Source organism: Micromonospora sp. SL1-18 (assembly GCF_047921505.1).
GTDB lineage: Bacteria > Actinomycetota > Actinomycetes > Mycobacteriales > Micromonosporaceae > Micromonospora.
Window position 1 is genome coordinate 15,773 of record NZ_JBLROA010000023.1, and the last position, 23,511, is coordinate 39,283.

Annotated in this window: 16 protein-coding genes and 3 pseudogenes; 10 read left to right on the forward strand and 9 right to left on the reverse strand. The window is 69.3% G+C overall.

Going from position 1 to position 23,511, the window contains the following annotated elements; all coding sequences use genetic code 11:
• Positions 1 to 9 precede the first annotated feature (9 nt).
• The 6 genes from ACNAW0_RS13730 to ACNAW0_RS13755 all read right to left on the reverse strand — a co-directional run bounded on the left by ACNAW0_RS13730 (position 10) and on the right by ACNAW0_RS13755 (position 7,304).
• On the reverse strand, positions 10 to 1,620 hold the full coding sequence (locus ACNAW0_RS13730; protein WP_416288214.1) for an FAD-dependent oxidoreductase: 1,611 nt from the start codon (positions 1,618 to 1,620) through the stop codon (positions 10 to 12).
• Positions 1,621 to 2,742 carry a LacI family DNA-binding transcriptional regulator gene (locus ACNAW0_RS13735; RefSeq protein ID WP_416288215.1) on the reverse strand — a complete coding sequence of 374 codons (1,122 nt, stop codon included), beginning with the start codon at positions 2,740 to 2,742 and terminating at the stop codon, positions 1,621 to 1,623.
• On the reverse strand, positions 2,676 to 4,172 hold the full coding sequence (locus ACNAW0_RS13740; protein ID WP_416288216.1) for a DUF4127 family protein: 1,497 nt from the start codon (positions 4,170 to 4,172) through the stop codon (positions 2,676 to 2,678). Before ACNAW0_RS13740 ends, ACNAW0_RS13735 begins: the two co-directional genes overlap by 67 nt.
• The gene (locus tag ACNAW0_RS13745) at positions 4,169 to 4,984 is read right to left on the reverse strand and encodes a carbohydrate ABC transporter permease (RefSeq protein WP_416288217.1); all 816 of its coding nucleotides are present in this window, start codon (positions 4,982 to 4,984) and stop codon (positions 4,169 to 4,171) included. The genes ACNAW0_RS13740 and ACNAW0_RS13745 overlap by 4 nt, the downstream gene beginning before the upstream one ends.
• 65 nt (positions 4,985 to 5,049) lie before the next feature.
• Complete coding sequence (locus ACNAW0_RS13750; protein ID WP_416288218.1) at positions 5,050 to 5,919, reverse strand: carbohydrate ABC transporter permease; 870 nt, start codon at positions 5,917 to 5,919, stop codon at positions 5,050 to 5,052.
• 92 nt (positions 5,920 to 6,011) lie between these two features.
• A complete protein-coding gene (locus tag ACNAW0_RS13755; RefSeq protein WP_416288219.1) occupies positions 6,012 to 7,304 on the reverse strand; it encodes an extracellular solute-binding protein in 1,293 nt (430 codons plus the stop codon).
• A 398-nt stretch (positions 7,305 to 7,702) separates the two neighbouring features.
• On the opposite strand from ACNAW0_RS13755, the gene ACNAW0_RS13760 reads away from it, so the two are divergent.
• Positions 7,703 to 8,932 (forward strand): hypothetical protein, encoded by a 1,230-nt coding sequence (locus tag ACNAW0_RS13760; protein ID WP_416288220.1) that lies wholly within the window; start codon positions 7,703 to 7,705, stop codon positions 8,930 to 8,932.
• An 84-nt stretch (positions 8,933 to 9,016) separates the two neighbouring features.
• The gene (locus ACNAW0_RS13765) at positions 9,017 to 11,947 is read left to right on the forward strand and encodes a DUF6351 family protein (protein ID WP_416288221.1); all 2,931 of its coding nucleotides are present in this window, start codon (positions 9,017 to 9,019) and stop codon (positions 11,945 to 11,947) included.
• Positions 11,948 to 12,594: 647 nt separating this feature from the next.
• Here ACNAW0_RS13765 and ACNAW0_RS13770 read toward each other — a convergent pair.
• A complete protein-coding gene (locus ACNAW0_RS13770) occupies positions 12,595 to 16,548 on the reverse strand; it encodes a carboxypeptidase regulatory-like domain-containing protein (RefSeq protein WP_416288222.1) in 3,954 nt (1,317 codons plus the stop codon).
• A gap of 173 nt (positions 16,549 to 16,721) precedes the next feature.
• Between ACNAW0_RS13770 and ACNAW0_RS13775 the strand changes: the two are divergent.
• Positions 16,722 to 16,856 (forward strand): annotated as a pseudogene (locus tag ACNAW0_RS13775) (hypothetical protein); the annotation flags it as partial.
• Here ACNAW0_RS13775 and ACNAW0_RS13780 read toward each other — a convergent pair.
• Positions 16,815 to 17,027: a hypothetical protein gene (locus ACNAW0_RS13780; protein ID WP_416288257.1), complete on the reverse strand. Its 213-nt coding sequence runs from the start codon at positions 17,025 to 17,027 to the stop codon at positions 16,815 to 16,817. The pseudogene ACNAW0_RS13775 and the gene ACNAW0_RS13780 sit on opposite strands and share 42 nt — an antisense overlap.
• Before the next feature lie 17 nt (positions 17,028 to 17,044).
• Here ACNAW0_RS13780 and tnpA point away from each other — a divergent pair.
• The 7 genes and pseudogenes from tnpA to ACNAW0_RS13815 form a co-directional block, all read left to right on the forward strand.
• Positions 17,045 to 17,251 (forward strand): annotated as a pseudogene (gene tnpA / locus ACNAW0_RS13785) (IS200/IS605 family transposase); the annotation flags it as partial.
• Between the two features lie 5 nt (positions 17,252 to 17,256).
• A pseudogene (locus ACNAW0_RS13790) lies at positions 17,257 to 17,310 on the forward strand (hypothetical protein); the annotation flags it as partial.
• Positions 17,311 to 17,319: 9 nt separating this feature from the next.
• Positions 17,320 to 17,529, forward strand: a complete 210-nt coding sequence (locus tag ACNAW0_RS13795) for a hypothetical protein (protein ID WP_416288223.1) — start codon at positions 17,320 to 17,322, stop codon at positions 17,527 to 17,529.
• Positions 17,530 to 17,699: 170 nt separating this feature from the next.
• Entirely contained in the window at positions 17,700 to 18,107 is a 408-nt protein-coding gene (locus ACNAW0_RS13800; protein ID WP_416288224.1) for a DUF6220 domain-containing protein, read from the forward strand.
• Entirely contained in the window at positions 18,104 to 20,098 is a 1,995-nt protein-coding gene (locus ACNAW0_RS13805; protein WP_416288225.1) for a multicopper oxidase family protein, read from the forward strand. The genes ACNAW0_RS13800 and ACNAW0_RS13805 overlap by 4 nt, the downstream gene beginning before the upstream one ends.
• A complete protein-coding gene (locus ACNAW0_RS13810) occupies positions 20,088 to 20,435 on the forward strand; it encodes a hypothetical protein (protein WP_416288226.1) in 348 nt (115 codons plus the stop codon). Before ACNAW0_RS13805 ends, ACNAW0_RS13810 begins: the two co-directional genes overlap by 11 nt.
• A complete protein-coding gene (locus ACNAW0_RS13815; protein WP_416288227.1) occupies positions 20,432 to 22,621 on the forward strand; it encodes an MMPL family transporter in 2,190 nt (729 codons plus the stop codon). Before ACNAW0_RS13810 ends, ACNAW0_RS13815 begins: the two co-directional genes overlap by 4 nt.
• A 126-nt stretch (positions 22,622 to 22,747) precedes the next feature.
• On the opposite strand, the gene ACNAW0_RS13820 is transcribed toward ACNAW0_RS13815, so the two are convergent.
• The gene (locus ACNAW0_RS13820; protein ID WP_416288228.1) at positions 22,748 to 23,425 is read right to left on the reverse strand and encodes a helix-turn-helix transcriptional regulator; all 678 of its coding nucleotides are present in this window, start codon (positions 23,423 to 23,425) and stop codon (positions 22,748 to 22,750) included.
• Positions 23,426 to 23,511 lie beyond the last annotated feature (86 nt).

Genomic DNA, 23,511 nt, shown 5'->3' on the forward strand with positions numbered 1-23,511 from the left:
GCACCTCTTTCAGTAGTAGGTGAGCTTCGGCCAGGTGAGTTCCATGCCGTTCCTGACCATCAGGTCCTGGGCCTCCTGCAGGAGAGCCGGTGTCGAGGTGATCTGCTGCGGCTCGACTCGGCGCTCCACGCAGAACGAGGCGACGGTGCCGGCCGCCTCACCCACGGTCCACTCGACGGGGTGCAGCCGGTAGCAGCCGTTGGTGATGTGTGTGGTGCCGATGCTCTTACCAGCGGCGAGCAGATTCCGGGTGCGTTGCGGAACCAGTGCGCGGAGCGGGATCTGGAACGGCCAGGAGGGGATGTCGACGTAGTTGTCGCCGCCGGTCGTCGGGTGCAGATCGATGCGGTAGGCGCCGATCCCGACGCTGTCGTCGTAGTCTTTCGCCCCTTGGCTTCGTACGGCCGCTGAGAGGTCCTGCTCCACGATTCGGTACTGGCCTCTGATGCGCCGCGCTTCCCGGATGTAGGGACGCCGGGCGAGGCCGTCGGTGGTGCCGGTGATGTCGGGGCGTAGTCGTAGTCCGGGCCAGCCGTGTCCGCCGTCGGGCCGTGGTGCCTCGGTCTGCAGCCAGTAGAGGAAGCTCAGGCTCTGGGCCCGCGCGGCGGCCACGTGCGCCGCGATCTCATCGGCGGTGCCGCCGATGACGGAGCCGCCCAGGTAGTCGATCATCGGCCAGTTCACGACGGTGATGTCGCTGGTGAAGGTGCCGGGCCGGAAGTGGTTTCGGGCCAGGATCCGGCGGAACCCCCACAGCTCGTCCGAGCCGGGGTCCTTGCTCTGGTCGGCGATGATGCTGGCCGGCTCGTCGTTCGGGTTCGGGCGGAACTGGTAGTGGCGCGGCTGCAGCGTGTGTGGATGGGGTGCGACCCAACCGAATTGGGGTCCGTGCCACCATTCGGGTGCGACCGCCCGCCAGGCGGCGTAGTCGTCCGGCTTGTCGATCGTGTGGTTCTCTCCGGCGTGGTGCGAGAGGGCGAAGCACACCGACATGGCCTGCATGTTCATCGGTTGGGCAACCGCGGCTGCGTGGGGTTCACCGGTGTCGTCCCGTGACTCGGTCCCGGTGACGAACTCGGTGCGGGTAATCGGTAGCAGGTCGCCGGTCTCGGTCGCGTCGAGGACGAAACGTGCCGCGACGGTGATCTCCCGCCCCGACTCCAGGGCTCGGAATCCGACCGCTGTCACGTGGTCGCCGTCGACGTCGGCGGCCAGCGGGAGGTGTCGGCGCAGGACGGTGATCCGCTCTGCCGCCTCCCACGGGGCGAGCATGGCGTCGATGACCGCCAGGGCCACCCGCGGTTCGTGGCAGAGCGGTCCGACCCGTCCGGCGCCCGGGTTCAGGTGTGCCAGTTCCCTCGACGCCGAACGCAGCGGATACCAGCGCCGGTAGTACCCGCGGATCGCGTCCCGCAGCCGGCGGTAGCTCGCGGTGGCGCCGAACGACTCGATCCAGGGGTGCTCGTCGGGTGGGACCAGCTGCGTCGTGAGTTGCCCGCCGAGCCAGTCGGTCTCTTCGGTCAGCACGACGCGCGCGCCGTTCGTGGCTGCGGCCAGGGCGGCGGCGACGCCGCCGAGCCCTCCGCCGACCACCAGGACATCCGCGCGGAACTCGGTCACTCATGATTCCTTTCGTCGCTGGGCGCTGGTCGCTCCGGCGAGAAACGCGCACGGCAGCGTGACGGACTGCGGGTCGATGTCGAGCGGTGATTCGATCTGCTGGGCCAGCAGTTGCACCGCGCGTGCTCCCATTTCGCGGCGCGGTATCACGAAGCCGGTGAGTTCGGGATGTGGAGCGGCGTCGGGTGGGTCGTTCAGTGCGGCCACCGAGCAGTCGCCGGGTACGTCGACGCCCAGGCCGGTGAGGATGTCGATGACCCGCATCGCGACCACCGATTCGTGGGAGAGTACGGCGGTGGCTCCGGCGGTCAGCAGCCGCTTGATGTCCTCGACCGGTGGGTCGGAGTCCTTGTGGATGGGGAGGATGAATCCGTCGGTGGGGAATCCGTGCCGGGCCTGGGCGGCCCAGAATCCCGCGTCGCGGTCGGCGGAGGGTTCGCTGGGTTCTGCCGCCGTGAGGTAGGCGATGCGTTCGTGGCCGAGGGCCACGAGGTGATCGACGACGCGTTCGGTCGCCGCGGCGTAGTCGGCGGTGACATAGGTGATGCCGCCGCCCGGAACGTCACGGCGGCCGATCAGGGTGAAGCAGAAGCCCTCGTCTCGTAGCCGTGCGAGGTCCGCGCGGTCGGTTTCCTTGCCGAGCAGCACGCATCCGTCGGCGAGCCGCAGCCGGTTGACGCCGTCGCGGTAGATCGCCCGTCCCCCGTCGGATCGGGTGGCGCTGGTGAACATCAGCATGTCGTAGCCGAGTTCCTCGGCGGTGGCCTCGATGCCGACGAGGAACGGGTGGTAGAAGTCGTGATGGTCCATGGGGAACATGGATTCGAAGGTGTAGACGCCGATCAGGCGGTTCGCGCGGCCGGCGAGGCTGCGGGCCACCGGGTCCGGGACGTACCCCAGTGATCTGGCTACCTCGAGGACCCGCCGGCGGGTCTCGGGTGGGATGCGCACGGTGTCGGAGTGCCGCTCGTTGATCACGATGGAGACCGTGGCCTGTGACACTCCGGCCAGCCGGGCGATGTCGGATTGACGGGGTCTGCGTCGAGGTACGTCCTTCACGGGCGGCGGTCCCCTGTTCTGCGATGGTCCAGTTCGAAGTCGATCTCGAAGGCGCGGCCCCACGGGAAGTGAACGCTGTCCGGCACCACGTGGAACTCGTCGGCCAGTGCGCCGAGTTCGCTGAGGCGTTCGTTCAGCTCCCGCGCCACCTGGCCCCTGCGCCCGGCGGTGCCGGCGGTGATGACGGCCCGCCGGGCGCAGGTCTGGTAGCCCCAGTCCTCGACCAGGCGGTGGGTGACGGCCCTGCGGTGCGCGGCGATCCGCGCCTCGCCGGTGGCCAGCAACCGGGCGCAGCCCTGGGCCAGCACGCTGCCGATCGAGTTTCCGGCCGTGTTCCAGCCCGCGTATCCGGCGAGGTGCTGGAGCAGGTCGGCGTCGCGCAGCGCGGCCACCAGCGCCGAGTCGGCGCCGTTGGCGTCGGCGACGTCGGCCACCGCGACCGGGCGGCCGGCGCGCAGGTGGTCGCCGATGCGGCCGGCGAGCGCGGTGTTGGCGCCCGTCGCCCGTTCGGTCCCGTCCGGGCGGCGGTACCAGTCGCCCGGTCGGACTCCGGGCGGGTGCACGGCGAGCACCAGGTCCGCCTCCTCGACGGACTCGACGAGGTCCGCGCCGATGCTCGCGAGCTGTGCGGTGATCGTGTCACCGACGGGCACGTCCTCGTATGCGGCCACCCGTTCGAGTGCCTGCCGGTCGACGCAGTCGACGGCTACCTTGGGCCGCAGGTTGGCGTGTTCGAGTGCCGCCCGGGTGGTCAGCACGGCGCCCGCCTCGTCGGCGCCCGGTAGGCAGCGCACCCGGTCGCCCAGGTCGAGCCGGCGGATCCAGGTCTCCAGCCATTCTCGTTCGGTGGTGGACACGCTGTCCATTGTGCTGTCCTCGACGAGAATCGAGAGCACGTCGACGACGCCGTCGGTCACCAGATCGAGGCAGGCAAGCTGGGTGGCGTGCAGTCGCATCCGCCGGGTGAAGAAGTCGGTGACGAGCGGGGCGGGGATCCGGGTGCGTGCCGCCGCGACGTTGTTGGCCCGCCCGTGTTCGGCGCGGTAGGTCTCCCTCGACAAGGCGAAGAAGTCCAGGCCGTGCCGGTCCCAGTAGTCTGGTTCGGTGTCGGCCCCGTTGGCTTGCTTCGTTCTCATCAGGGTCATGAACGCGTGGATGCGGGTCGCGGGTCGCGCGGCGCGGATCCGGCGCAGCGGATCGAGGCGGGCCAGTGCCGGGGCCGGCGGCTGGGTGGTGCGCCGCGAGGCGACGTACCCGCCGTAGACGAGCTGGTTGACGCTGACCACGACGGCGTCGCTGTCGTTTGCGGAGTCCTCCAGCCATCGCGTCAGCCGGTCCGGGTCGGCGGGTACGCCGCGTGGTGGTAGAAGGTGGGCCGGCGGCACGCGCAACCGGGTTCCGGCGGCCGTGGCCAGCGCGGCGACGTGGCTGGTGTTGACCGGTCGGTCGTCGAGCGGAAGCAGCGTCACGACCGGTGCGGCGCGGTTGCTCATCCCTTGACCGCCCCCGATCCCAGGCCCTGCACGAAGTGCCGTTGACCGGCGATGAAGATCACGAGAACGGGCACGATCGCGACGAAGGTGCTGGCCATCAGCGGCCCGTACTGGGGCGCTCCGCTGGCCGCGAAGGAGCTCAGGGCCAGGGGCAGGGTCTGCATGTCCGGTGACGACACGATCACCAGCGGCCACAGGAAGTCCTCCCAGGCCCCGGTGAACGACAGGATGGCGATGGTGGCGACGATCGGCCGGGCCAGCGGCAGGTAGATCTGCCAGAAGATCCGCAGTTCGCCGGCGCCGTCCACTCGACCGGCGTCGGACAGTTCCGGCGACATGTCGAGGAAGTACTGGCGGGTGAGGTAGATGCTCAGTGGTTGCACGAGTAGCGGTAGGACGAGCCCGGCGTGGGTGTCGAGCAGGCCGGTGCCGCCCTGGCCGAGGATGTCGTTGCCGCCGGTGAGGGGGAAGTGCCTGGTGATGAGGAACAGGGGAATGAGCTGCACGATGGCCGGCACCATGGCGCTGCCGAGCACGACGGTGAGCAGCAGCCGCGATCCGCGAAAGTCGACCCGTGCCAGGGCGTAGCCGGCAGAGGCGGCCGCGATGCAGTTGACCGCGACCGTCAGGGCCGACACGATGAGGCTGTTCGCCATGGCCACCGGAATGTCCGTCGAGCTCCAGACGTAGCTGAAGTTTTCCAGCGTCGGGTGCTCGGGCAGCAGTTTCGGCGGGTAGCGGAACGCTTCGGTCTTCGAGGTGACGGCCAGGGACATCATCCAGAGGAACGGCGTCGCCACGACCACCGTCACGAGGCCGGTTACGACGGTCCGCCGCCACCCGGTCCCGCCGATCCTCGGACGTGTGCGATGCGCGGTCACCGCCGGCCTCCCTTCGACAAGGTGCGGATGCTGAGGTAGGCAAGGCCGAAGATCAGGCCGAACAGCAGGAAGGCCATGGCACTGGCGTTGCCGAGGCGGTAATGCTCGAATGCTTCCTTGTAGATCATCATGTTGACGACGGTGGTCGACGACAGCGGTCCGCCCGAGGTCAGGATGTAGATCTCGGAGAACGACTGCGCGAGGTAGATGAGGTCGACCACGACGACGTACGTGGTGATCGGTACGAGAAGGGGCAGCGTCACGTGGCGCAGCGTCCGCCATCGTCCGCATCCGTCGACGGCGGCGGCCTCGAGCAGTGAGTTCGGGATTTGCTGGAGCCCGGCCAGGAATATGATCGTGCTGCCGCCGAGGGCCTTCCAGGCACGCATGAGGATCAGCGACGGCAGCGCGGTGTCCCCGTCGGTGAGGAAGTCGACCGGCGGGAGCCCGACGAGGTCGAGCAGGTAGTTGAACAGCCCCTCGCGGGAGTACAGCCACAGCCAGATCATGCTCACCGCGACCAGCGGCACCACGCGCGGCAGGTACAGCACCGCGCGGAACAACGACACCCCGGGGAACCGGCCGTTGACCAGCAACGCCAGGGCGAGCGCCGCGGGCACCGCGATGACCAGCGTTCCGGCGGCGTACTCGACGGTGACGAGGATTGCCTTCCAGAACTCGCCGGAGGCGAGCACGGCTTGGTAACCGTCGAGGCCGTGGAACCTGGGCCCGCCCCGCTCCACCGGGTTGTACGAGGTGAGGCTGAGGTAGAAGCCGTACCCGATCGGTACGAGCACCACCACCAACAGTGTGGTGACGGCCGGCAGGACCAGGATCCACGCGGCTTTGTGTTGGGCCGATCTCAACGCACGCTGGTTGGGTGTGGGAGTTGGCGTGACCGGGGTTGTCGCCGGCCGCGTGCCGATCACCATGACAGGGGTTGGCTTTCGTCCGCGGGTCAGTTCTGCTTCAGCAGCTCGGCCGCCTTGGTCGCCGAACGGTCGAGTGCCTCGTCGGCGGGGGCCTTGCCGCGCAGCGCGCCTTCGATCTCGGCGGCCAGCGCGTCGCGTATCTGCGTCCACTTCTCGAGGTTGGGGTTGCCACGGAACGTCTTTGCCGCGTCCATGTACGGCTTGATGTACGGCTTGTCTGCGAGGTCCGGATCGGTGGCCAGCGACGCGCGCGCCGGGATGCCGCCCACGGCCTGGACGTAGGCCTTGGCGTTCTCCGGCTTCAGCAGGAACTGGATGAACTGCCAGGCCTGGTCCTTGCGGCGGGAGTCGGCGCTGATGAACAGCCCGTTGCCCGCGCCGCCGAACGACGCCACCGTGGTGTCGCGCAGCGGCGGCGCCACGGCGATCTTCGCGGCTACCTCGGGTGCCTGTTCCCAGATGCTCTTGAGCGTCGCCTCGTCGGTCACCGCCATGGCCGCTCGCCCGGTCACCAGCGGATGCTGTGCGCCCGCACCGGAGGTCGCCTCGCCGAGGCCGGTCGCTACCGCCGTCGGCCCGTTGTAGAGGTCGACGAGGAAGTGCAGCGCCCGCTTGCCTTGCGCGGAGTTCCAGGCGATGGTCGCGCCGCTGTCGTCGACAAAGGCGCCGCCCGCCTGGAAGAGGAAGCTGCCGAACGCCTGCGACATGCTGGTCGGGTTGTCGGCGGGCACGATGACGCCGGAGCGGGTGATGGCGCTGCCCTTGCGCTCGACGAGCCGCTCCGCCGCCGAGCGCAGGTCCTGCCAGGTCGCTGGCGGCGTCTTGGGGTCGAGACCGGCGGCGGTGAACTGGTCGGTGCGGTAGGTGAGCAGGTGACCGAAGCCCCGTAGGGGCATGATGATCTGCTTGCCGTCCACCTTGCCCTGGTCGAGGAAGGTCAGGTCGTCCCGGTCGGCGGCGGGCATCTTCGCCAGGTAGTCGTCCAGCGGGATGACCCGGTTGTTGGCCGCGTAGCCGGCCGCGGCGGCGTTGCCGTGCCCGAAGATGTCGGGGGCCGTGCCGCCGGCGAAGGCGGTCGACAATCGGGTCGGCAGCTTGGCCCAGTCCACGAACTCGACCTGCACGTCGACGCCGGATTCGGCTTTGAAGGCCGGCACTAGTTTGTCGTTCACCCATGCCATTTCCTCGGCCAGGTTGCCTGGAAACCAGACTCGGAGGGTGTCGGTGTCGCCGGTGCCCCCGCCGCCTCCGCATCCACTGAGGACCACGGGCGACGCGATGAGGCCGGCCGCCATCAGGAGGGCGCGGCGTCGGTTCATGATTGTCTCCGTCCGTACTCTGAGTGAGCGCGAGTCAGATAATGCGCATCATCATGTGGACGGTCCGTGTCGTCTGTCAAGAGTGGATCCTTGACAGATTCGACCGGCGGTGGGAAAACTGACGACAGTCCATCGATGATAATCCGTATTATCAGCGGGAGGTCCTCGTGACAACCGGTCGCCGGGCACATCGCCCGGCCACATCACCCATCCCCGTGGCCCGTCGCTTACTCCCTCCCCAGCGGTGGTGGGCGGGCGTCGCAGCCATCGGCCTGCTGCTACCCGCCACCGCCGCCGTCGCGTCGCCCTCGGCGGACACGCCGGCGCGCAACGGACCCCCGGCGGGCATCAGCAACATGGTGGGGACGCCGATTCCTTCGCAAGCCACCCCGGAAAACATGCCCCAGTTCGTCCGCCAGTTCGCCGTCGAGATCGACAACGTGACCGGCGGTGCGATCGAGCACGTCGCGAACGACGGCCGGCGAACCGTGCTCGGGCACGTCGAGCGGCCGGCAACCGGCACCATCGAGGCCAACGACGGGTTCTGGGCATCGAAGTACTCGCACGCCATCGACGGTACGGCCGGGCACCTGCTCGCCACCTCGGTCTATGTGATGCGGTCCAAGGTGTGGCCGGAGCAGCCCTACGACCCGCTGTACTACGAGAACTTCGATCCGGTCAACGGGCAGCGCGACTGGACCACCCGGCTGCTCAACATCCGTCCCGACCGCTACGCCGACGCCGACCACGGCAATTGGCTGGCCGACACGATCTACACCGACATCCCCGGCGGCACCGGCATCTTCGGCGGCAAGAGCGCCATCCCCACCGGCGCGCCGCTGACCTACCTCGACGACACGGCGGGCACCTGGCGCCCCATCGCCGACTACTTCCGCGCCGATCCGACCGCGGCACCCCCGCGACGGATCCGCTTCACGGCCTACCGGCCCATCGCGCGGGGCGCCTCGCCCAGCTACATCGAGTTCGAGAACTGGGCCGCCGGTGACACGGTCGCCGGGCGGACCCACACCAGCAACGGCGGCATCTACGTCGGCTACCCCAACGGCAGCAAGAACCACGTCGCCGATGTCGTCCAGCGCGTCGAAGGCATCGGACGCTTCGCCGGAACCGAATTCGCCCACGTCGGGCAGATGGACACCAACCACCCCGGCGCGTTCACGTTCTCGACCTCACCCTACGTCGGGTTCAGCTGGGACCAGAACGTCCGCGGCGGCTTCCAGATCGTTCCCGCCAACCATGTGAAGTTCCTCAGCAACGACCTCGGGCAGAACTCGTTCATCGGCCGCCCCCAGTGGCTCATCGTCGGCCCGATCGGCGCCGATCCCGACGTCCTGTTCGACCGCCGGTACATCATCGACGGCAAGCTCTCCTTCTCCCCCGGATGGGAGGCCATCGCGCCGGTCTTCGGCATGTACGCCCGGACCACCTTCGACCCCGCCAACCTGGCCGAGTCCACCTACGTTGAGGTCTCGTACGACTACGGCACGACGTGGCAGCCGACCCCCGAGTTCGTGGGTGTGCACGACCCGACCACCTGCCACACCCAGACCTGCCCCCAGAACTGGACCAACCTCCGGGTCCACCTGGCATATCCAGCCGGGCCATGAGGCCGGCGCCGGCCCCCGACCGGGCGGTCGGGGGCCGGCCGGCGAGGCGCCATTTCACCCACCGCCCCCACCCGAGGAGACGTCGTGACCGCGAGGACGCCCTGGAGGACAGTCGCCGCACTGGCGATGGCCGCAACGCTGATCGTCGGCGCAACACACCCCCCGGCCCCGGCGGTGGCCGCGACCACCACGACACCGGCCGGACTCGAATGCACCGATCACCGCGCCGTCGGGGCGACCGCCACGGCGTCCTCGACCTACACCGCGAGCTACGACGCCGCGAAGGCCATCGACGGCGAGTGCAGCGAAAGCTCGCGTTGGATGTCGGCGGTGAGCGACCCGACACCCACCTTGACCATCACGCTGCCGGTCGCGACCCGGATCGGCACGATCGCGGTGTACAGCGGCTCCGGCTGGCCCAAACCCTACGCCGACACCATCCTCGTCGCCTTCACCGTCGAGGCCCACACCGATACCGGCTGGGTGACCGTCGGCTCGGTGGCCGACAACACCCGGGCGGTTGTCACGTTCGACACCGACGTCGTGCCCCGCGCGATCCGGCTCGTCATCACCGGAAAGTCCCGGCACAGCATCGACATCGCCCGGGTGTACGAGGTGGTCGTGCGAGCCCCGGGTGAAGGGCCGCCGACGCCCCACCCCACCGCGGTGGACGACTTCTACACCACCGGCGAGGCGACGGAACTGCACGTCGACCGGCCGGGCGTGCTCGCCAACGACAGCTTCCCCGACGGCGTCACACCGGCCGTCGTTGCCTGGTCCCAGCCCGGACACGGCACCGTCACCACGTCGGCTGACGGGTCGTTCGGCTACCGGCCACAACCCGGATACGTCGGCGTGGACAGCTTCACCTACGACCTCGGCGACGCGGAACAACGGTCGACCGCGACCATCACGATCACCGTGACAGCCGGGCCCGACGAGACCGGGCCGCGGGAGCTGACGGCCGCCACCCTCTCCGGCCGAGCCGACATGGTGACCGGCGGTGACGCCTTGCTGCGGATCGCGGTGCCCCGCGACATTCCCCGCGACCACGTCCGCATCCGGCTCAACGGTGACACCGACATCACCACGGACTTCCGGCCCCGACCCGGAACCGACGACCTAATCGGGCTGGCCACCGGCCTGAGGCTCGGTGACAACCAGGTGGACGCCGCCACCACAATCCCCCGCCCGCGGCATGCGTCGATCACGCTCGTCAACCACCGTCCGGAAGGGCCGGTGTTCTCCGGCCCGCACGAACAGCCGTACCTGTGCGAAACCGCGGGATTCACCCTTCCCGTCGTCGGCGGGACACTCGGCCAGCCACTCGACAAGAACTGCACGATCAAACCCCGAACCGACTACTTCTACCGCTCCACCACGGGCACGTACCGGCGCTGGCCGGCCGGCACCACCAGCTACCCGAGCGACCTGGCCACGACCACCACCTCGCTCGGCGCGACAGTGCCGTTCATCGTCAGGATGGAAACGGCCAGCGCCAACCGGGCCGTGGTCCAGATGACCATGCTGCATGATCCGCTGGCCGAGCCCGACCCGTCTCCCGTGCGACGCCCCGCCGGATGGAACGGGCGGGCCGTGTTCACCCTCGGCGGGGGCTGCGCGGGCGGCTGGTACCGCACCGGGACCGGCACCGGCACAGTCACCGACGCGTTCCTGCTCGGCCGGGGCTTCGCGCTGCTGTCGTCGTCGCTCAACGTCTTCGGCAACAACTGCAACGACGTCCTCGCGGCCGAGTCGGCCATGATGACCAAGGAGCTGTTCGTCGAACGGCACGGGCCCGTCGAGCACACCATCGGCTACGGCTGCTCGGGCGGCTCGTACCAGGCCCACCAGATCGCCGACAACTATCCGGGCATCTTCGACGGCATCGTCGTCGGCTGCTCCTTCACCGACATCATCAGCAGCGTCAACTTTCTCACCGACGCCCGGCTGCTCGACACGTACTTCACCGGCGGCGCGACCATCGCCTGGACGAACGAACAGAAGCGGAAGGCGGCCGGATTCGCCACCGCTGCCATGATCGCGGCCATGTCGAGAGGCGCCGCCCGGATCGACCCACAGCAGACCTGCGACATGGTGCCAGCCCAGCTGCGTTACGACCCAGCCAGCAACCCTACTGGCGTACGCTGCGGCGTCTTCGACCATGCGATCAACGTGTACGGGCCCGACCGGGCCACCGGCTTCGCCCGCCGGCCGCTGAGCAACGTCGGGATCCAGTACGGGCTCGCGGCCCTGAACAACGCCGCGATCACACCGGAGCAGTTCCTCGACCTCAACGGGCACATCGGCGGATTCGACGCTGACGCCAACGTGGTGCCGCAGCGGACCGAGGCCGACCCGCAGGCCACCCGGATCGCCTACCGCACCGGCCGGGTGACCAGCGGCGGACGCGGGCTCGCCGACATACCGATCATCGACTATCGCTCATACTGGGACGACGTGTCGTGGGGCGATATCCACGTCCGTTACCACACCTTGTCGATGCGGGAACGACTCCGGCAGGCCAACGGCACCTCGGCCAACCAGGTCAGCCTGCTCGAGGACGCCCGCTACGGGCTGTTCAGCACCGACAGCCCGCTCGTGCGGCACGCGGTGACCCAGATGGACCACTGGTTGACGAACATCGCCGGCCGACGGCCGGGTGGCAGGACGATCGACCGGATCATCGCTGCGAAGCCGATCACCCTCGTCGAGGGCTGCAACACCCGCGACCCACAGCCGCGGTTCGTCAGCGAGGCTCTCGACCGTGACCCGGCCAGTGAGTGCGAGCGGTTGTATCCGACCGCCTCCTTCCCCCGCGAGGTGGCCGGAGAGGACATCACGGCGGACATCATCACGTGCAAGCTCACCGCGCCTCGGCGGGACGGCTACGCCGTGGAATGGACCGACGAACAGTGGACCCGCCTGCAGAGGATCTTTGCGACGGGAGTCTGTGACTATTCCCAGCCGGGCGTGTCCCAGATAAGCCCGAAAGCCACCTGGCTCCGCTTCTGACGGCGCTGCTCCTCGTGGCGCTGGTCCGCGCCGGCCCGATGTTCGTCAACGGCCAACTCATCGATCGATCCCAGCCGTCACGCATTGATACGTGTGCCGGCTGCCTGGTGCCGTCACCCTCGGGTCGCAAAGGATTTCACCTGTCTGTCGCCCCTACGAGATCCAGGGGAGATACATGTCGTCCACCAGCACCGGTCCCGCCATCAGTCGACGAGGATCCTTCGGCTTGGGGCGGCAGCCGCCGCCACCGCGCTGACCGGCACCAGTGGCCCGGCGCTCGCGGCAGGCTCGCGCGCCGTCGGGCAACCGGTGGATGCCTCCGCCGACCTATTAGAGCAGTGGCGGGAGGCAGCCAGCTCCCATCCCCTGGTCCCGGACGTATCCCGCGCTGGCTACCGACTCGGCGATGCACCGCCGAGGCCTCCCTTCGTCGAGAAGGTTATCGATTTCGGTGCCCGCGCCGACGGGACAGACAGCACGGCCGCGTTCAACGCCGCCCTCAGCTGGGCGAGCGAACACGGTGGTGGCGCCGTTCTGGTACCACCGGGGGCCCTGTCCGGGCCGATCTGGATGCACTGGTCCAAGGTCGTCTTCCGCTGCGGCGCCCGCCCGGTGGTCAGACCGGGCGGGCGCAGCGGGGCGGACGGTCAGCGGAGCGTCATGGCCACCCTGATCGGTTCGGTCGGGTACGGCGTGTCCGTCGTGATCGCGAGCCGGCCGTCGTACTCGCCGAGCCCGGCGACTGCCGGGGCGTCGACCGCGACAGTGACCGTGACCGAGCGCCCGGCCGGCACCGTCAACTGGGTGCGGTCGACCGACAGCCAGCCCACGTCCGAGCCGTGCAGGCACGAGTCGTAGCCAGACAACTGCTGGACGAGCGGGGTGGCGTTGAACGAATACGACGAGCCGCCCACCTGGTACAGGCCGCACGCGGCGCCACCCCGGTACTGTGCGTTGTTCGCGTTCGGCAGCGCCGACCAGGTGCCGGTGGCGGGGTCGAACTCGACCGCCTGGTTGGTGATCGACCCGCTGACCACGCCGCCGATCACCTGGAGCTTGCCACCCATACCGGCGTACGCCATTCCCCAGGTGTAGTACGGCATGTACGCCACCCGCACCCAGGTGTCGGAGTCGGGGAAGTACTGGTAGGTGGTGTTCGTGGGCTCCCCCGACCACCCCTTCGACGGGTCGATGCCACCCGCGCAGACCAGGCCGTCGCCAGCCGGAGCGCAGGCGAGGAAGGCAACGCTCTCCGGGTAGTCGGCCAGCCGCGTCCAGGTGTCGCTGCCGGAGTCGTAGCGGAACGTCCCCTTGGAGGCCGGGATACACCCGTCGGTGGTGCAGCCGCCGACCACGTACAGCTTGCCGTTGACCGAGGCGGCCGCTCCCGCGCTCATCGTGATCGGCAGGTCGGCCTTACGCGACCAACTGTTGCTGCCCGGGTCGTAGGAGTACGTCGTGGACGTGATGCCCACCGTGCTCCAGCCGCCCACCACCAGCAGCCGGCCGTTCACGAACGCACCGACCGGCGCCTCGCGCGGCTCGGGCAGATCGGCGATCGGCTTCCAGGCCTTGGCCTGCGGGTCGTAGGCGTGGCCCTTCGCGGTCACCGCCTCGTCACCGGTACCACCCACGGAGTACACCGTGCCGTCGTTGTCGGCGACCAGGTTGTCCATGATGAGGGCGGGGTAGTCGGGAAGGTTCGTCCACGCCGTACCGCCGGTCGTCGCCTGCGGTGCCACGGCGGTGGCCGGCCGGGCGGCGCCGCGCATGGCTGCCACCGAGGTCTCCGTCTTGACTCGCATCAGCGGTGCCTGCGGCCCGGCCGGCTGGTGCTTGCCGCCGGCCGGCGTGTACCCGCGGTCCTGCTCGACGAGGCTCACGTGCAGTGGCCGGGTGCCGTCGTTGGTCAGCCGCACCTGCCGGGAGGTGGCCCGGCCGGGCGCCGTCGAGATGGACAGCTTGGTCTGGTGCACGGTCAGGTGGCCGGCCGCCAGGCGCCAATCCCGGCGCACGACCCGGTCGTCTTCGACCCGCACGCTCGCCGTGCTGTCGGCGTAGTTGCGGCCGGTCACCGTCATCGGGGCCGACCCGGTGGCGGGGACGAACAGCCAGTAGAAGCCGTCGGCGAGCTGCGCGTCATCGGCGGTCGCCTGGCTGATGGCGATGGCTGCTGAGTCGGTGCCGGAGGTCACGGTCGCGCCGATGACCGGCCCGCCGGTGTTGTCGTCCCGCACGAATCCGGTGACGAGCCCGCCGGGGATCGCGTCGCAGGACCGGCTGCCCACGAAGACGTTGTCCAACTGCCACCAGTTGTCGTACTTGCCCTGGTAGCGCAACCGGACCTGCACGCCGGACTTGCCGGCTGCCTGCGGGAGCGGGATCTCGACATGCCCGCGGACGTTCTTGGTCGAGGCGTGCCACACGCTGGTCCAGGTGTCGCCGCTGTCCAGGCTGAGGTAGACGTCCGCGGTCTGCTCGCCCCAGGCGTCGTAGTCGGTGTCGAACCCGATCACCGGGTTGGCTTCCCCGCTCAGATCCACCGCCGGGCTGATCAGGCTGGTGTCCTGCTGGCCCGGGTGGTACCAGCCGTCGATGATCGCGAAGTCGCCGCTGCCACCGGTCAGGTTGCCCTTACCGCCGGGGTCGTTGAACGTCCACGTCTTGCCGGTGCCCGCGTCGTCGGTTACCTGCCAACCGCTGTGTGGCGTGGCGCCCCAGCCCTCGAAGTCCGCGTTCGCGCCGTGATAGCGGTACGCGTACCCGGGGGCGGTGCACAACGCCGGGTCGGCCTGGAGCGGGACGTCGAGCTGAACGTCGCTCGGCCGTCCCGTCGGCTGCGGGTCGATGGTGGCGGTCAGCGTGCTGGTGACGTACCCCGGCATGTCCACCGGGGACACATGCAGCGTGTAGGCCGCATCCACCGGCAGGTCGACCTGGTAGCGGCCGGTGAACGGATCGGTGAAGACCGGGCCGTTCGGGTAGCCGTCGATGGAGATTCGGGCGTAGACGGGCCAGCCGTGGCCCGAAGCGTCGGTGACCGTGCCAGTCAGGCCACGACTCGCGATCGGGGTGAGCGCGAAGGTGCCATCGACGGTGGCGTGCGTGGCGACGGACACGCCGGGCAGCGTCTGGTTCTGGTAGCCGAACTTCGCGGCGACCACGTCGTGCGTGCCGACCGGGACGGCGAGCGTGTACCGGCCGGCCGCGTCGGTGACCACCTGGAAGGTCGCGCCCGTGCTGTCCGCCACCGAGACCGTCGCGCCGACCAGGATTTCATGCTTCTTCCCGCCGGTGACGGTTCCGGTGATGAGGCCGTAGTCGCCGAGCGTCAGCGCCGCGACCCCGTTGGGGGAACCCAAGCCGGTCGGCCCGTCCCAGCCGGGGCGCGCGTTGCAGCGCTGGTCACCGCACCGGCCGTTGGAGCCTTCGGTCACGTCGAAGAGGTGTGCGGCCTTGTCGTCGCGGTAGGGGTAGGTCACCGGGTAGGTACCGGGGACGGGCCCGCCGGCCAGGGCGTACATGGCGGCGACCAGCGGGGCGGAGAGCGAGGTGCCGCCCCATTGCGCCCAGCCGTCCTGGCCGAGCGTGTTGTACACGGCCAGCCCGGTCTCCGGGTCGGCCACGGCGGAGATGTCGGCCGTCGCTCGCTTGTCCGCGCAGGCGGTGTCGACGCCGGCCTGGTAGTCCGGCCGGGGCTCGTAGAGGGAGCAGCCACTGCCCGCGTCCGACCATGCCGTCTCCTTCCACCCGCGGGCGGACGAGTCCCGGGTCAGCTTCGTGCCGCCGACGGCCACCACGTTCGGATTAGTCGCCGGGAAGCTCTGCACGTTGCCGTAGTCCCCGCTCGACACGGTGACCGCGATGCCGGGGTGGTCGTAGTGGGCGTCGTACTGCGACTGCCAGCGGTTCTCGCCGGCGATCCCGTACGAGTTGGAGATGCCGGTCGCGCCGAGCCGGGCCGCGGTGTCGACGGCCGCGCCGAGGTTGGCGGAGGAGTTGTCATCGGCCTGGACGAGCAGGATGTCGCACTTCGGGCACGCGGACGAGACCGCGTCCAGGTCCAGCGCCGTCTCGATCGACCAGCCCTCGTCCTGCCGCGGGTATTTCGTCCCGCCGTTCTGGTCCACCTTGCGGAAGCAGCCGTTCGCGGAGGTGCACGGCGGCAACCCGTAGTGCGCGCGGAACACCGCCAGGTCGGCCTCGGCCGCGTCGTAGCCGAACGCGTCCACGATCGCGACGGTCCGGCCCGCGCCACCGTCGGGAAGTTTGTACGCCGACTGGATCTCGGCCGGCCCCAACGCGGTCGACGGGGGTTCCGAGACCTGCTGGACCAGTCGGCCGTCCTTGGTGGCGAGACCGAGTGCGAAGCAGCGGGCCAACGGTGAGCCGTCCACCGCATCGGCGTTGGTGGCGTGGTTGCACTTGGCGGGCTGGTAGCCGAACTGCTGCCAGCTCGTCGGCGGGGCGGGCGGCGCGGCAGGGCTGGCCAGTGCCGGAGCCGCGGACGCCGGACCGGCGATCGTGAGCGTGAGGGTCACGAGTGCGACCAACCCGGCCAGACGGGCGCGGACCCGCCTCAGCCGTAAGGGCTCGGTCATCCAAGACTCCTTGTTCGTATTGAGCGAAGTCGTGTCCGGCTGGACATCGTTTCCTTGGCAGGAACGTGGCAGATAGGGCCGAGGGCCGATGCTGTCACGCTCTTGCCAGGGCCTACAAGATCGCCGAGCATTCATGTTCGGGACAGCTGTCGGTTTCCTGACGGAGGCTTCGGATGTGGCACGCGGTCGGCATCTCGGCACACGAAGAACTCGCCTATGAGGCACTGGTCCGACGCCGGCGTGCGGCCCTCGACGACGTCGGTCTGTCACGCACCCAACTGTCCCGAGCGCTCGGGAGCCTCGTCGACCGTGGCCTGGCCACCCGGCTGCCGGGACGGTCCGCACGGTATGCCGCGGTCCCGCCCGAGCAGGTCGCGGCGTCGCTCATCGCCGAGCGGGAGCGCGACCTGCTGCACCTTCGCACGTACGCCCACCAGTTGGCCGAGGAGGTCGGGCGGCACGACCCGGCGCGCCACCACCCGGCCGAGCTGTCACCCTGCGGTCGAACGGCAACGTCGTCTTCCAGTGCGCCTTTCATGTGGTGTGGTGCCCGAAGTACCGGCGGCGGGTGCTTGACGATCGGATCGAGGAGCGACTCAAGCAGCTCATCGGCGAGGTGGTGGACGAGAAGGGGGCCTGGCTGGTGGCGTTGGAGGTCATGCCGGACCAGGTGCACCTGCTGGTGGAGGTTGACCCTCAGTACGCTACCTGCTCGCCTTCACGCCCGAGCAGGCCGACTACGCCGAGACGGTCGGTGGTGCCTGTCGGGCGGTGTGGAACACGGCTTCGGAGCAGCGCCGTGAGTACCGCCGCCGCGGCGGGTTCATCGGCTACGACGAGCAGGCCCGGCAGCTGGCCGAGGCGAAGAAGGACCCGGCCTGCGCCTGGCTCGCCGACGCGCCATCACACACGCTGCAGCAGACTCTGCGCGACCTGGAGCAGGCGTGCAAGGCGATGCAGTGCTGCACGGATCACGGGTAACGCTCGGCCGAGACGCGCAACCTGCTACGCAGACGGGCGTAGTGAGATACGGGGTCGTCTACGCCCATTTGCGTAGACGCTGCCATCCGCTGTCAGAGGCCACGGAAGCCTCCCCGGCGCGATGATCGCCGCCATGAGCGATCACCCTCACCCGCTTCGAGGAGCGCGCCATGCGTAGATTCTTCGCCGGCCTGGCGGCCCTGCAGATGCTGGCCGTCGTCGCACAGTTCTTCCTGGCTGCCAGCGGTGCCTTCGACACGGCACCCAAGGATGAGTCCTTCCAGCCGCACCGCGCGCTGGGCGGCGGGATTGTCCTGATCGCGGTCCTGGTGACCGTCGTCGCCGCGATCGCCCGGATGCCCGGGCGGCTCATCGGGATGAGCGGCCTGGTCGCCGGGCTCGCGGTTCTCCAGTTCGCCATCAAGGAGATCGCCACAGCGTTCGACGGCACCGGCGGCGATCTCGTCTTCGGCCTGCACGCGGTCAACGGGCTCGCCATCGTGGCAGTGACCGGGAGGATCATCCGCCAGGCCAGGCAACTGTCCATGCCGGCCACACCCGCACGACAGGCGTCATGACCACCGGGCTGTTGATCGTCCTGGACCACGTCGTCGCACTGCTGGGCGTCGCCGCGTGGTTCGCGGCCGGCGCCACGCTGGTGCTCCGGCGTACCCGGCTGGCGCTTGCCGGCCTCGTCGCGGCGGTGCTCGTGACGCTGGCCAGGGTGGGCACCGTGGCGATGCTGGCCGGCCGGGGCTGGTGGTTCGTGCAGGAGAAGGTGCTCCTGGGGCTGCCGATGCTGGGGGCTGCCGGGGCCGTCGCCGTACTGCTCGCCGGCCGGCAACTGCTCACGGCGAGGCGGGGGCGAGGCGACGGAGCATCGCTGGGCGGCGTGGTCTCGGTGTTCACCGCGGCCTACGCGGCGCTGGCCGGTCTTGTGGTGACCTTCCTGGCGGGGTACCCGCTCACCGTGAGCACGGCCTTGTTCACGATCTCGCTCGTGTGTGCCGGCGCGTTGCTGACCGTGCGCGTGGTCGCGCCTGCCGTCGAGAACACCGCTGATGTGGGCGTCACGCGGGCGCCGGAGGGTCGACCGATCTCGCGCCGCCGGTTCATCGGCTGGGCGGGTGGCGCGGTCGCGGTGACCGCGGCCGGTATCGGCACCGGGCTGTCGTTCCTCCCCGCCGAATCGATGACCTCGGGAGGGGGGCGCGGGCGCTCGTCCCGAGCGGCCGTGTCGGTGGCCGACCTACGGGGTGCCGACTCACCGGCACCGGGTGGCACCGTGCGGCGGCAGGTGCTCACCGCGAAGAAGGCCACCGTACGGCTCCCGTCCGGACGAGAGATCGACGCGTGGACCTTCAATGGCGAGGTCCCGGGTCCGGCGATCACCGCGACCGAGGGTGATCTGATCGAAGTGCGGCTGCGAAACGACGACATCGAGGACGGGGTGACCCTGCACTGGCACGGCTACGACGTACCGTGCGGCGAGGACGGCGTGCCGGGTTTGACCCAGATGGCCGTGGGACCCGGTGGGGAGTTCGTCTACCGGTTCCGCGCCGAGCAGGTGGGCACCTACTGGTACCACACCCATTACGCGTCCCATGTCGGTGTGCACAAGGGGCTGTATGGCACCCTCGTCGTGAAGCCGCGCGACGGGCAGCGAGCCGACGAGCACTCCGCGGCGGAGCAGGTGGACCTGACCCTGCCCGTGCACACCTTCAACGGCACCGTCGTGATCGCGGGCAGAGACGGCCGAACTGAGCACCCCGCACCGCCCGGTACATCCGTACGGCTTCGACTGATCAACACCGACTCGGATCCGCACCGGATCGTCCTCGCCGGAGCTCCGTTCCGGGTGGCGGCCGTCGACGGCCGGGACCTCAACCAGCCCGGCGAGGTCCGCGACGTCGCACTGCACCAGCCCGCAGGCGGGCGATACGACCTGGTGTTCCTCATGCCGGACACGCCCGTGGCGCTCGTTGTCGACAACGCTCGTGACGGCGGAGTGCGCCTGCGCCCGCCCGGCGGCACCCCCACCGAGACGCGCATCGAGGACACGTCCGACCTGCCCGAGCTCGACCTGCTGCGGTACGGGGCTCCGGCCGCGGTGCCCTTCGCCCCCCGCCGTGCCGACCGGCACTTCACCATGGTGCTCGACCGCGGAGTGGCCATGGTCGACGGCCGACCGGCGTTCGCGCAGACCGTCAATGGCCGGGGCCACCCCTCCATCCCCGACCAGCTCGTCGCCGAGGGCGACGTCGTCCAGTTCACCGTCGTCAACCGAGGCCTGGAAACGCACCCCTGGCACCTGCACGGCCATTCCGTGCTGATCGTGTCCAGGGACGGAAAGCCGTCGACGGGCAGTCCGCTGTGGGTGGACACGTTCGACGTCCGGCCCGGTGAGACCTGGATGGTCGCATTCCGCGCGACGAATCCCGGTATCTGGATGAACCATTGCCACAACCTGCCCCATGCTGATCAGGGCATGATGCTGCGGCTCCAGTACGACGGCGTCGCGACTCCATACGGCGGCTCGCACGGCGGAAGCGCAGGCCATGTCCACTGACCGAGCTCGCGCCGCTCGTCAGCCCGCTGGGTGCCCGGACGATCCCAGGTCGAACCTCCTTGCCCTGGTCCAGCGGCGCTCCCAGGCCATCATCGACGCCGAACTGCATCGGCTGGCCCGTCGAGCCCCGTCCCTCTCCCCTGCCGATCTGGACGACATCAACACGGTGCTGGAAGAGCTCGCCGAGTTGGCGATTCTCGCCCCGCTGCGAAACGCACCACGGGACACGGCGCTGCCGCTGACGCGCATTTTCGACGCCGGAATGAACGCCGATGAGATGAAAACGGAAATAGATCGTTCACGGCGAGTGGTAACAATTTCGAGGAGAAGAGTATGAAAACCGAGACTCCCCGTACGGATGGAGTTCTGGCGGGACTGGCCCGGTTCTGTTACCGGCGTCGCCGCCTGGTCGTTCTGACCTGGATCGTCGGCGTGCTCGCCGTGGCGTTCGTCGGTTTCCGTTACGGCGCCGCCCCCGACAACGACTTCTCTGGCGGAAACGCCGGGTCTGACAAGGCGCAGGCGCTGATCGAGAAGCACTTCCCCGAGCAGCAAGGGGACACGCTGACTCTCGCGATCAAGGCAGAGAAGGGGATCGACGATCCCGCCGCCCGGCAAAAGATCGACAAGGTCATCGCCGTTCTCGATGCCTCACCCATTACCGGGCCGGTGATCTCGCCGTATCAGGACGAGAGCCTGGTGGCCCCGGATCGTCGTATCGCCCGTACGATCATCCCGCTGACCGACAAGGATGTGGACAAGTCCAAGGTCAAGCCCTTGGTGGACACGGTCAAGGACGCTTCCGGTGACGGCGTGACGCTGGGGCTGGGCGGGGACAAGGCAGCCAAGGCCGAGACGCCCAAGCAGGGCCCGACCGAGAGCGTCGGCATCCTCGCAGCAGCGGTGATCTTGTTCATCGCCTTCGGGTCGCTGGTGGCGATGGGCCTGCCGATCGTGACCGCATTGCTGGCGATCCTCGGCGGCATCGCCCTGATGAAGCTGGTGGGGTACCTGGTCCCCGCGCCGGACTTCACTGTGATCATGGCCGCGATGGTCGGGCTCGGTGTCGGCATCGACTACGCACTGTTCATCGTGACCCGCTACAAGGACAGCCTGCAGGACGGCGACGAGCCCGAGAGCGCCACCGTCAAGGCCATCACAACCGCCGGCCACGCGGTGCTGTTCGCCGGCACGACCGTCGTGATCGCGTTGCTGGGCCTGATCGTCATGGGACAGAGGCTGATGACCGGAGTGGCCGTCGCCACGTCGGTGATCGTGCTGGTGACGATGATCGCCGCGGTGACCCTGCTGCCGGCGTTCCTGGGCTTCATCGGCCACAAGATCAACTCACTGCGCCTGCCTCGTCGCACGTCCCGCCGGCACCGGGCCAACGGTGTCCCGTCCCGGGAGCGCCGTACCCTCGCCGAGCGCTGGGCCGGCGTGGTGCAGCGCAGGCCGCTGGTCGCCGCGCTTCTGGCTGGCGCGGTCCTGCTGGTGCTGGCCGCCCCGGTGCTGTCGATGCGGCTGAGCCTGCCCGACGCCAGTGTCCAGCCCCACGACAGGAGCAGCTACGTCTCATACAAGATTGTCTCCGAGGGCTTCGGCCCTGGCTTCAGCGCACCCCTGATCTTCGCCACCGAGGTCGACTCCGCGAACGCCGATCTGCGTCCCGTCGTCGAGGCGGTCGGCAAGACCAAGGGCATCGCCTACGTCACCCAGCCTCGGGTCAGCAAGGACGGGCAGGCCGCGACCTTCATCGCCTTCCCGAAGACCGGATACCAGGATGCGGCGACCGTGGACCTGGTGCACCGACTCCGCGACGACGTACTGCCCAAGGCAGCCGGCGGCGAAGGGATCTACATCGGCGGCCCGAACGCCGCCACGATCGACAACGCCGACCAGGTCAACTCGCGCCTGCCGCTGATGATCGCGGTCGTCATCGCGCTGTCCCTGGTGCTGCTGATCGCGCTGGTCCGGTCGGTCACGATCGCGCTGCAGGCCGCCGTGATGAACCTGCTGGCGATCGGCGCCGCCTACGGCGTGCTCGTCGCGGTCGTCCAGTGGGGATGGCTGGGATCGGCCCTCGGTTTCCCCACCACCATGCCGCTCACGACCTGGGTGCCGATGATGATCTTCCCGGTCCTGTTCGGCCTGTCCATGGACTACGAGGTCTTCCTGATCTCGCGGGTCCGTGAGGAGTACGAGCGCACCGGCGACACCCGCACTGCCGTCGCTCACGGGCTGGCGCGGACCGCCAAGGTCATCACGGCCGCGGCCGCCATCATGGTTGCCGTCTTCACGACCTCCCTGCTCGGCCCCGACGTCGCCATCAAGCAGGGAGGCCTGGGCATGGCCGTCGCCGTGCTCATCGACGCCACCATCATCCGGATGGTCCTCGTCCCCGCGGTGATGGAGCTGTGCGGCAAGGCCAACTGGTGGATGCCTGGACGCCGGGCATCGAAGGCGACCTCGGCTTCACAGGTCACGGTCGGCGAAGGGCCCCGAGCATCTGTGATCAGCTAAGCGATCCTGAGTCGGATTGGGTTTCCGGGATCGTTTCCCATCGTGGTGGAGCAGCACTGGGCGTGGAAATGGAATCCTGCGCCCAGTGCTGCTCCTCGTGGCCGCTGGCGGGTGTGCTGATCGTGTTCACGCTCTGGCACCGGGGTGAGTGTTCGGCGTCGGGGCGAGCTCGACGCAGCAGCGGCCGGGGCGGGGTGCGAGGAGGGCGTGCCGGTCGGTGATGCCAAGCCCGTGGAGCAGGCCGGTGAGGAAGGCGTGGTTGAGTCCGCACACGAGGGCGGTGTGGCGGGCGGCCAGGCCGTGGAACGGGCAGTTGCGCAGCAGGGTCCGGTCGGCGGTGGCGTGGGGTTCGAAACCGAGGTGGGCCAGTGCCGTGGTGAGGTCGGCTCCGTCGGCGGCGAGTGCGGTGCCGAGGGCTCGTCCGCGTTCGTGAGCAAGCCGGCCGGCCGCCCGGTCCGCGTGGGTGGGGTCGTCGTCGACGGCAGCAGCGAGGATTTCCGCGATGAGCTGGTAGCGGCGTTCGGGGAGGGTCACCGCGATCCCCTCGCCGGCGGGTTCGTACACCTTGGGTGAGCGGCCTCGACCGCGGAGTTGACCGGGTGGCGGCTGGTACCTGGCCTGGAGCAGGCCGGCGTTGACGAGCTTGTCGAGGTGGAACGCGGCCAGGCTCCGGGACATGCCGGTGGCGTCGCCGGCCTCTTCCCGGCTGACCGGGTGGCCGGCGCGGCGCACGTAGTCGTAGAGAGTGCGCCGGGACGGGTCGACCAGGGCGCTCACCCTGGTCCACGGGTCGTCCACAGTCACACCCCGACATTATCACCAACTCTTGCTCTTGAAATTCCTCGTCGTGGAGTACAGGATGAGCATTAGCGATAGCGCCCGTTGGTGAA

Bases quoted from the DNA above. Each gene is read 5' to 3' on its own strand.
- ACNAW0_RS13760 (WP_416288220.1), top strand. From the start codon at position 7,703: ATGCCCCAGTTCGTCCGCCAGTTCGCCGTCGAGATCGACAACGTGACC.
- ACNAW0_RS13810 (WP_416288226.1), top strand. From the start codon at position 20,088: ATGTCCACTGACCGAGCTCGCGCCGCTCGTCAGCCCGCTGGGTGCCCG.
- ACNAW0_RS13770 (WP_416288222.1), bottom strand. From the start codon at position 16,548: ATGACCGAGCCCTTACGGCTGAGGCGGGTCCGCGCCCGTCTGGCCGGG.
- ACNAW0_RS13755 (WP_416288219.1), bottom strand. From the start codon at position 7,304: ATGAACCGACGCCGCGCCCTCCTGATGGCGGCCGGCCTCATCGCGTCG.
- ACNAW0_RS13740 (WP_416288216.1), bottom strand. From the start codon at position 4,172: ATGAGCAACCGCGCCGCACCGGTCGTGACGCTGCTTCCGCTCGACGAC.
- ACNAW0_RS13815 (WP_416288227.1), top strand. From the start codon at position 20,432: ATGAAAACCGAGACTCCCCGTACGGATGGAGTTCTGGCGGGACTGGCC.
- ACNAW0_RS13805 (WP_416288225.1), top strand. From the start codon at position 18,104: ATGACCACCGGGCTGTTGATCGTCCTGGACCACGTCGTCGCACTGCTG.
- ACNAW0_RS13800 (WP_416288224.1), top strand. From the start codon at position 17,700: ATGCGTAGATTCTTCGCCGGCCTGGCGGCCCTGCAGATGCTGGCCGTC.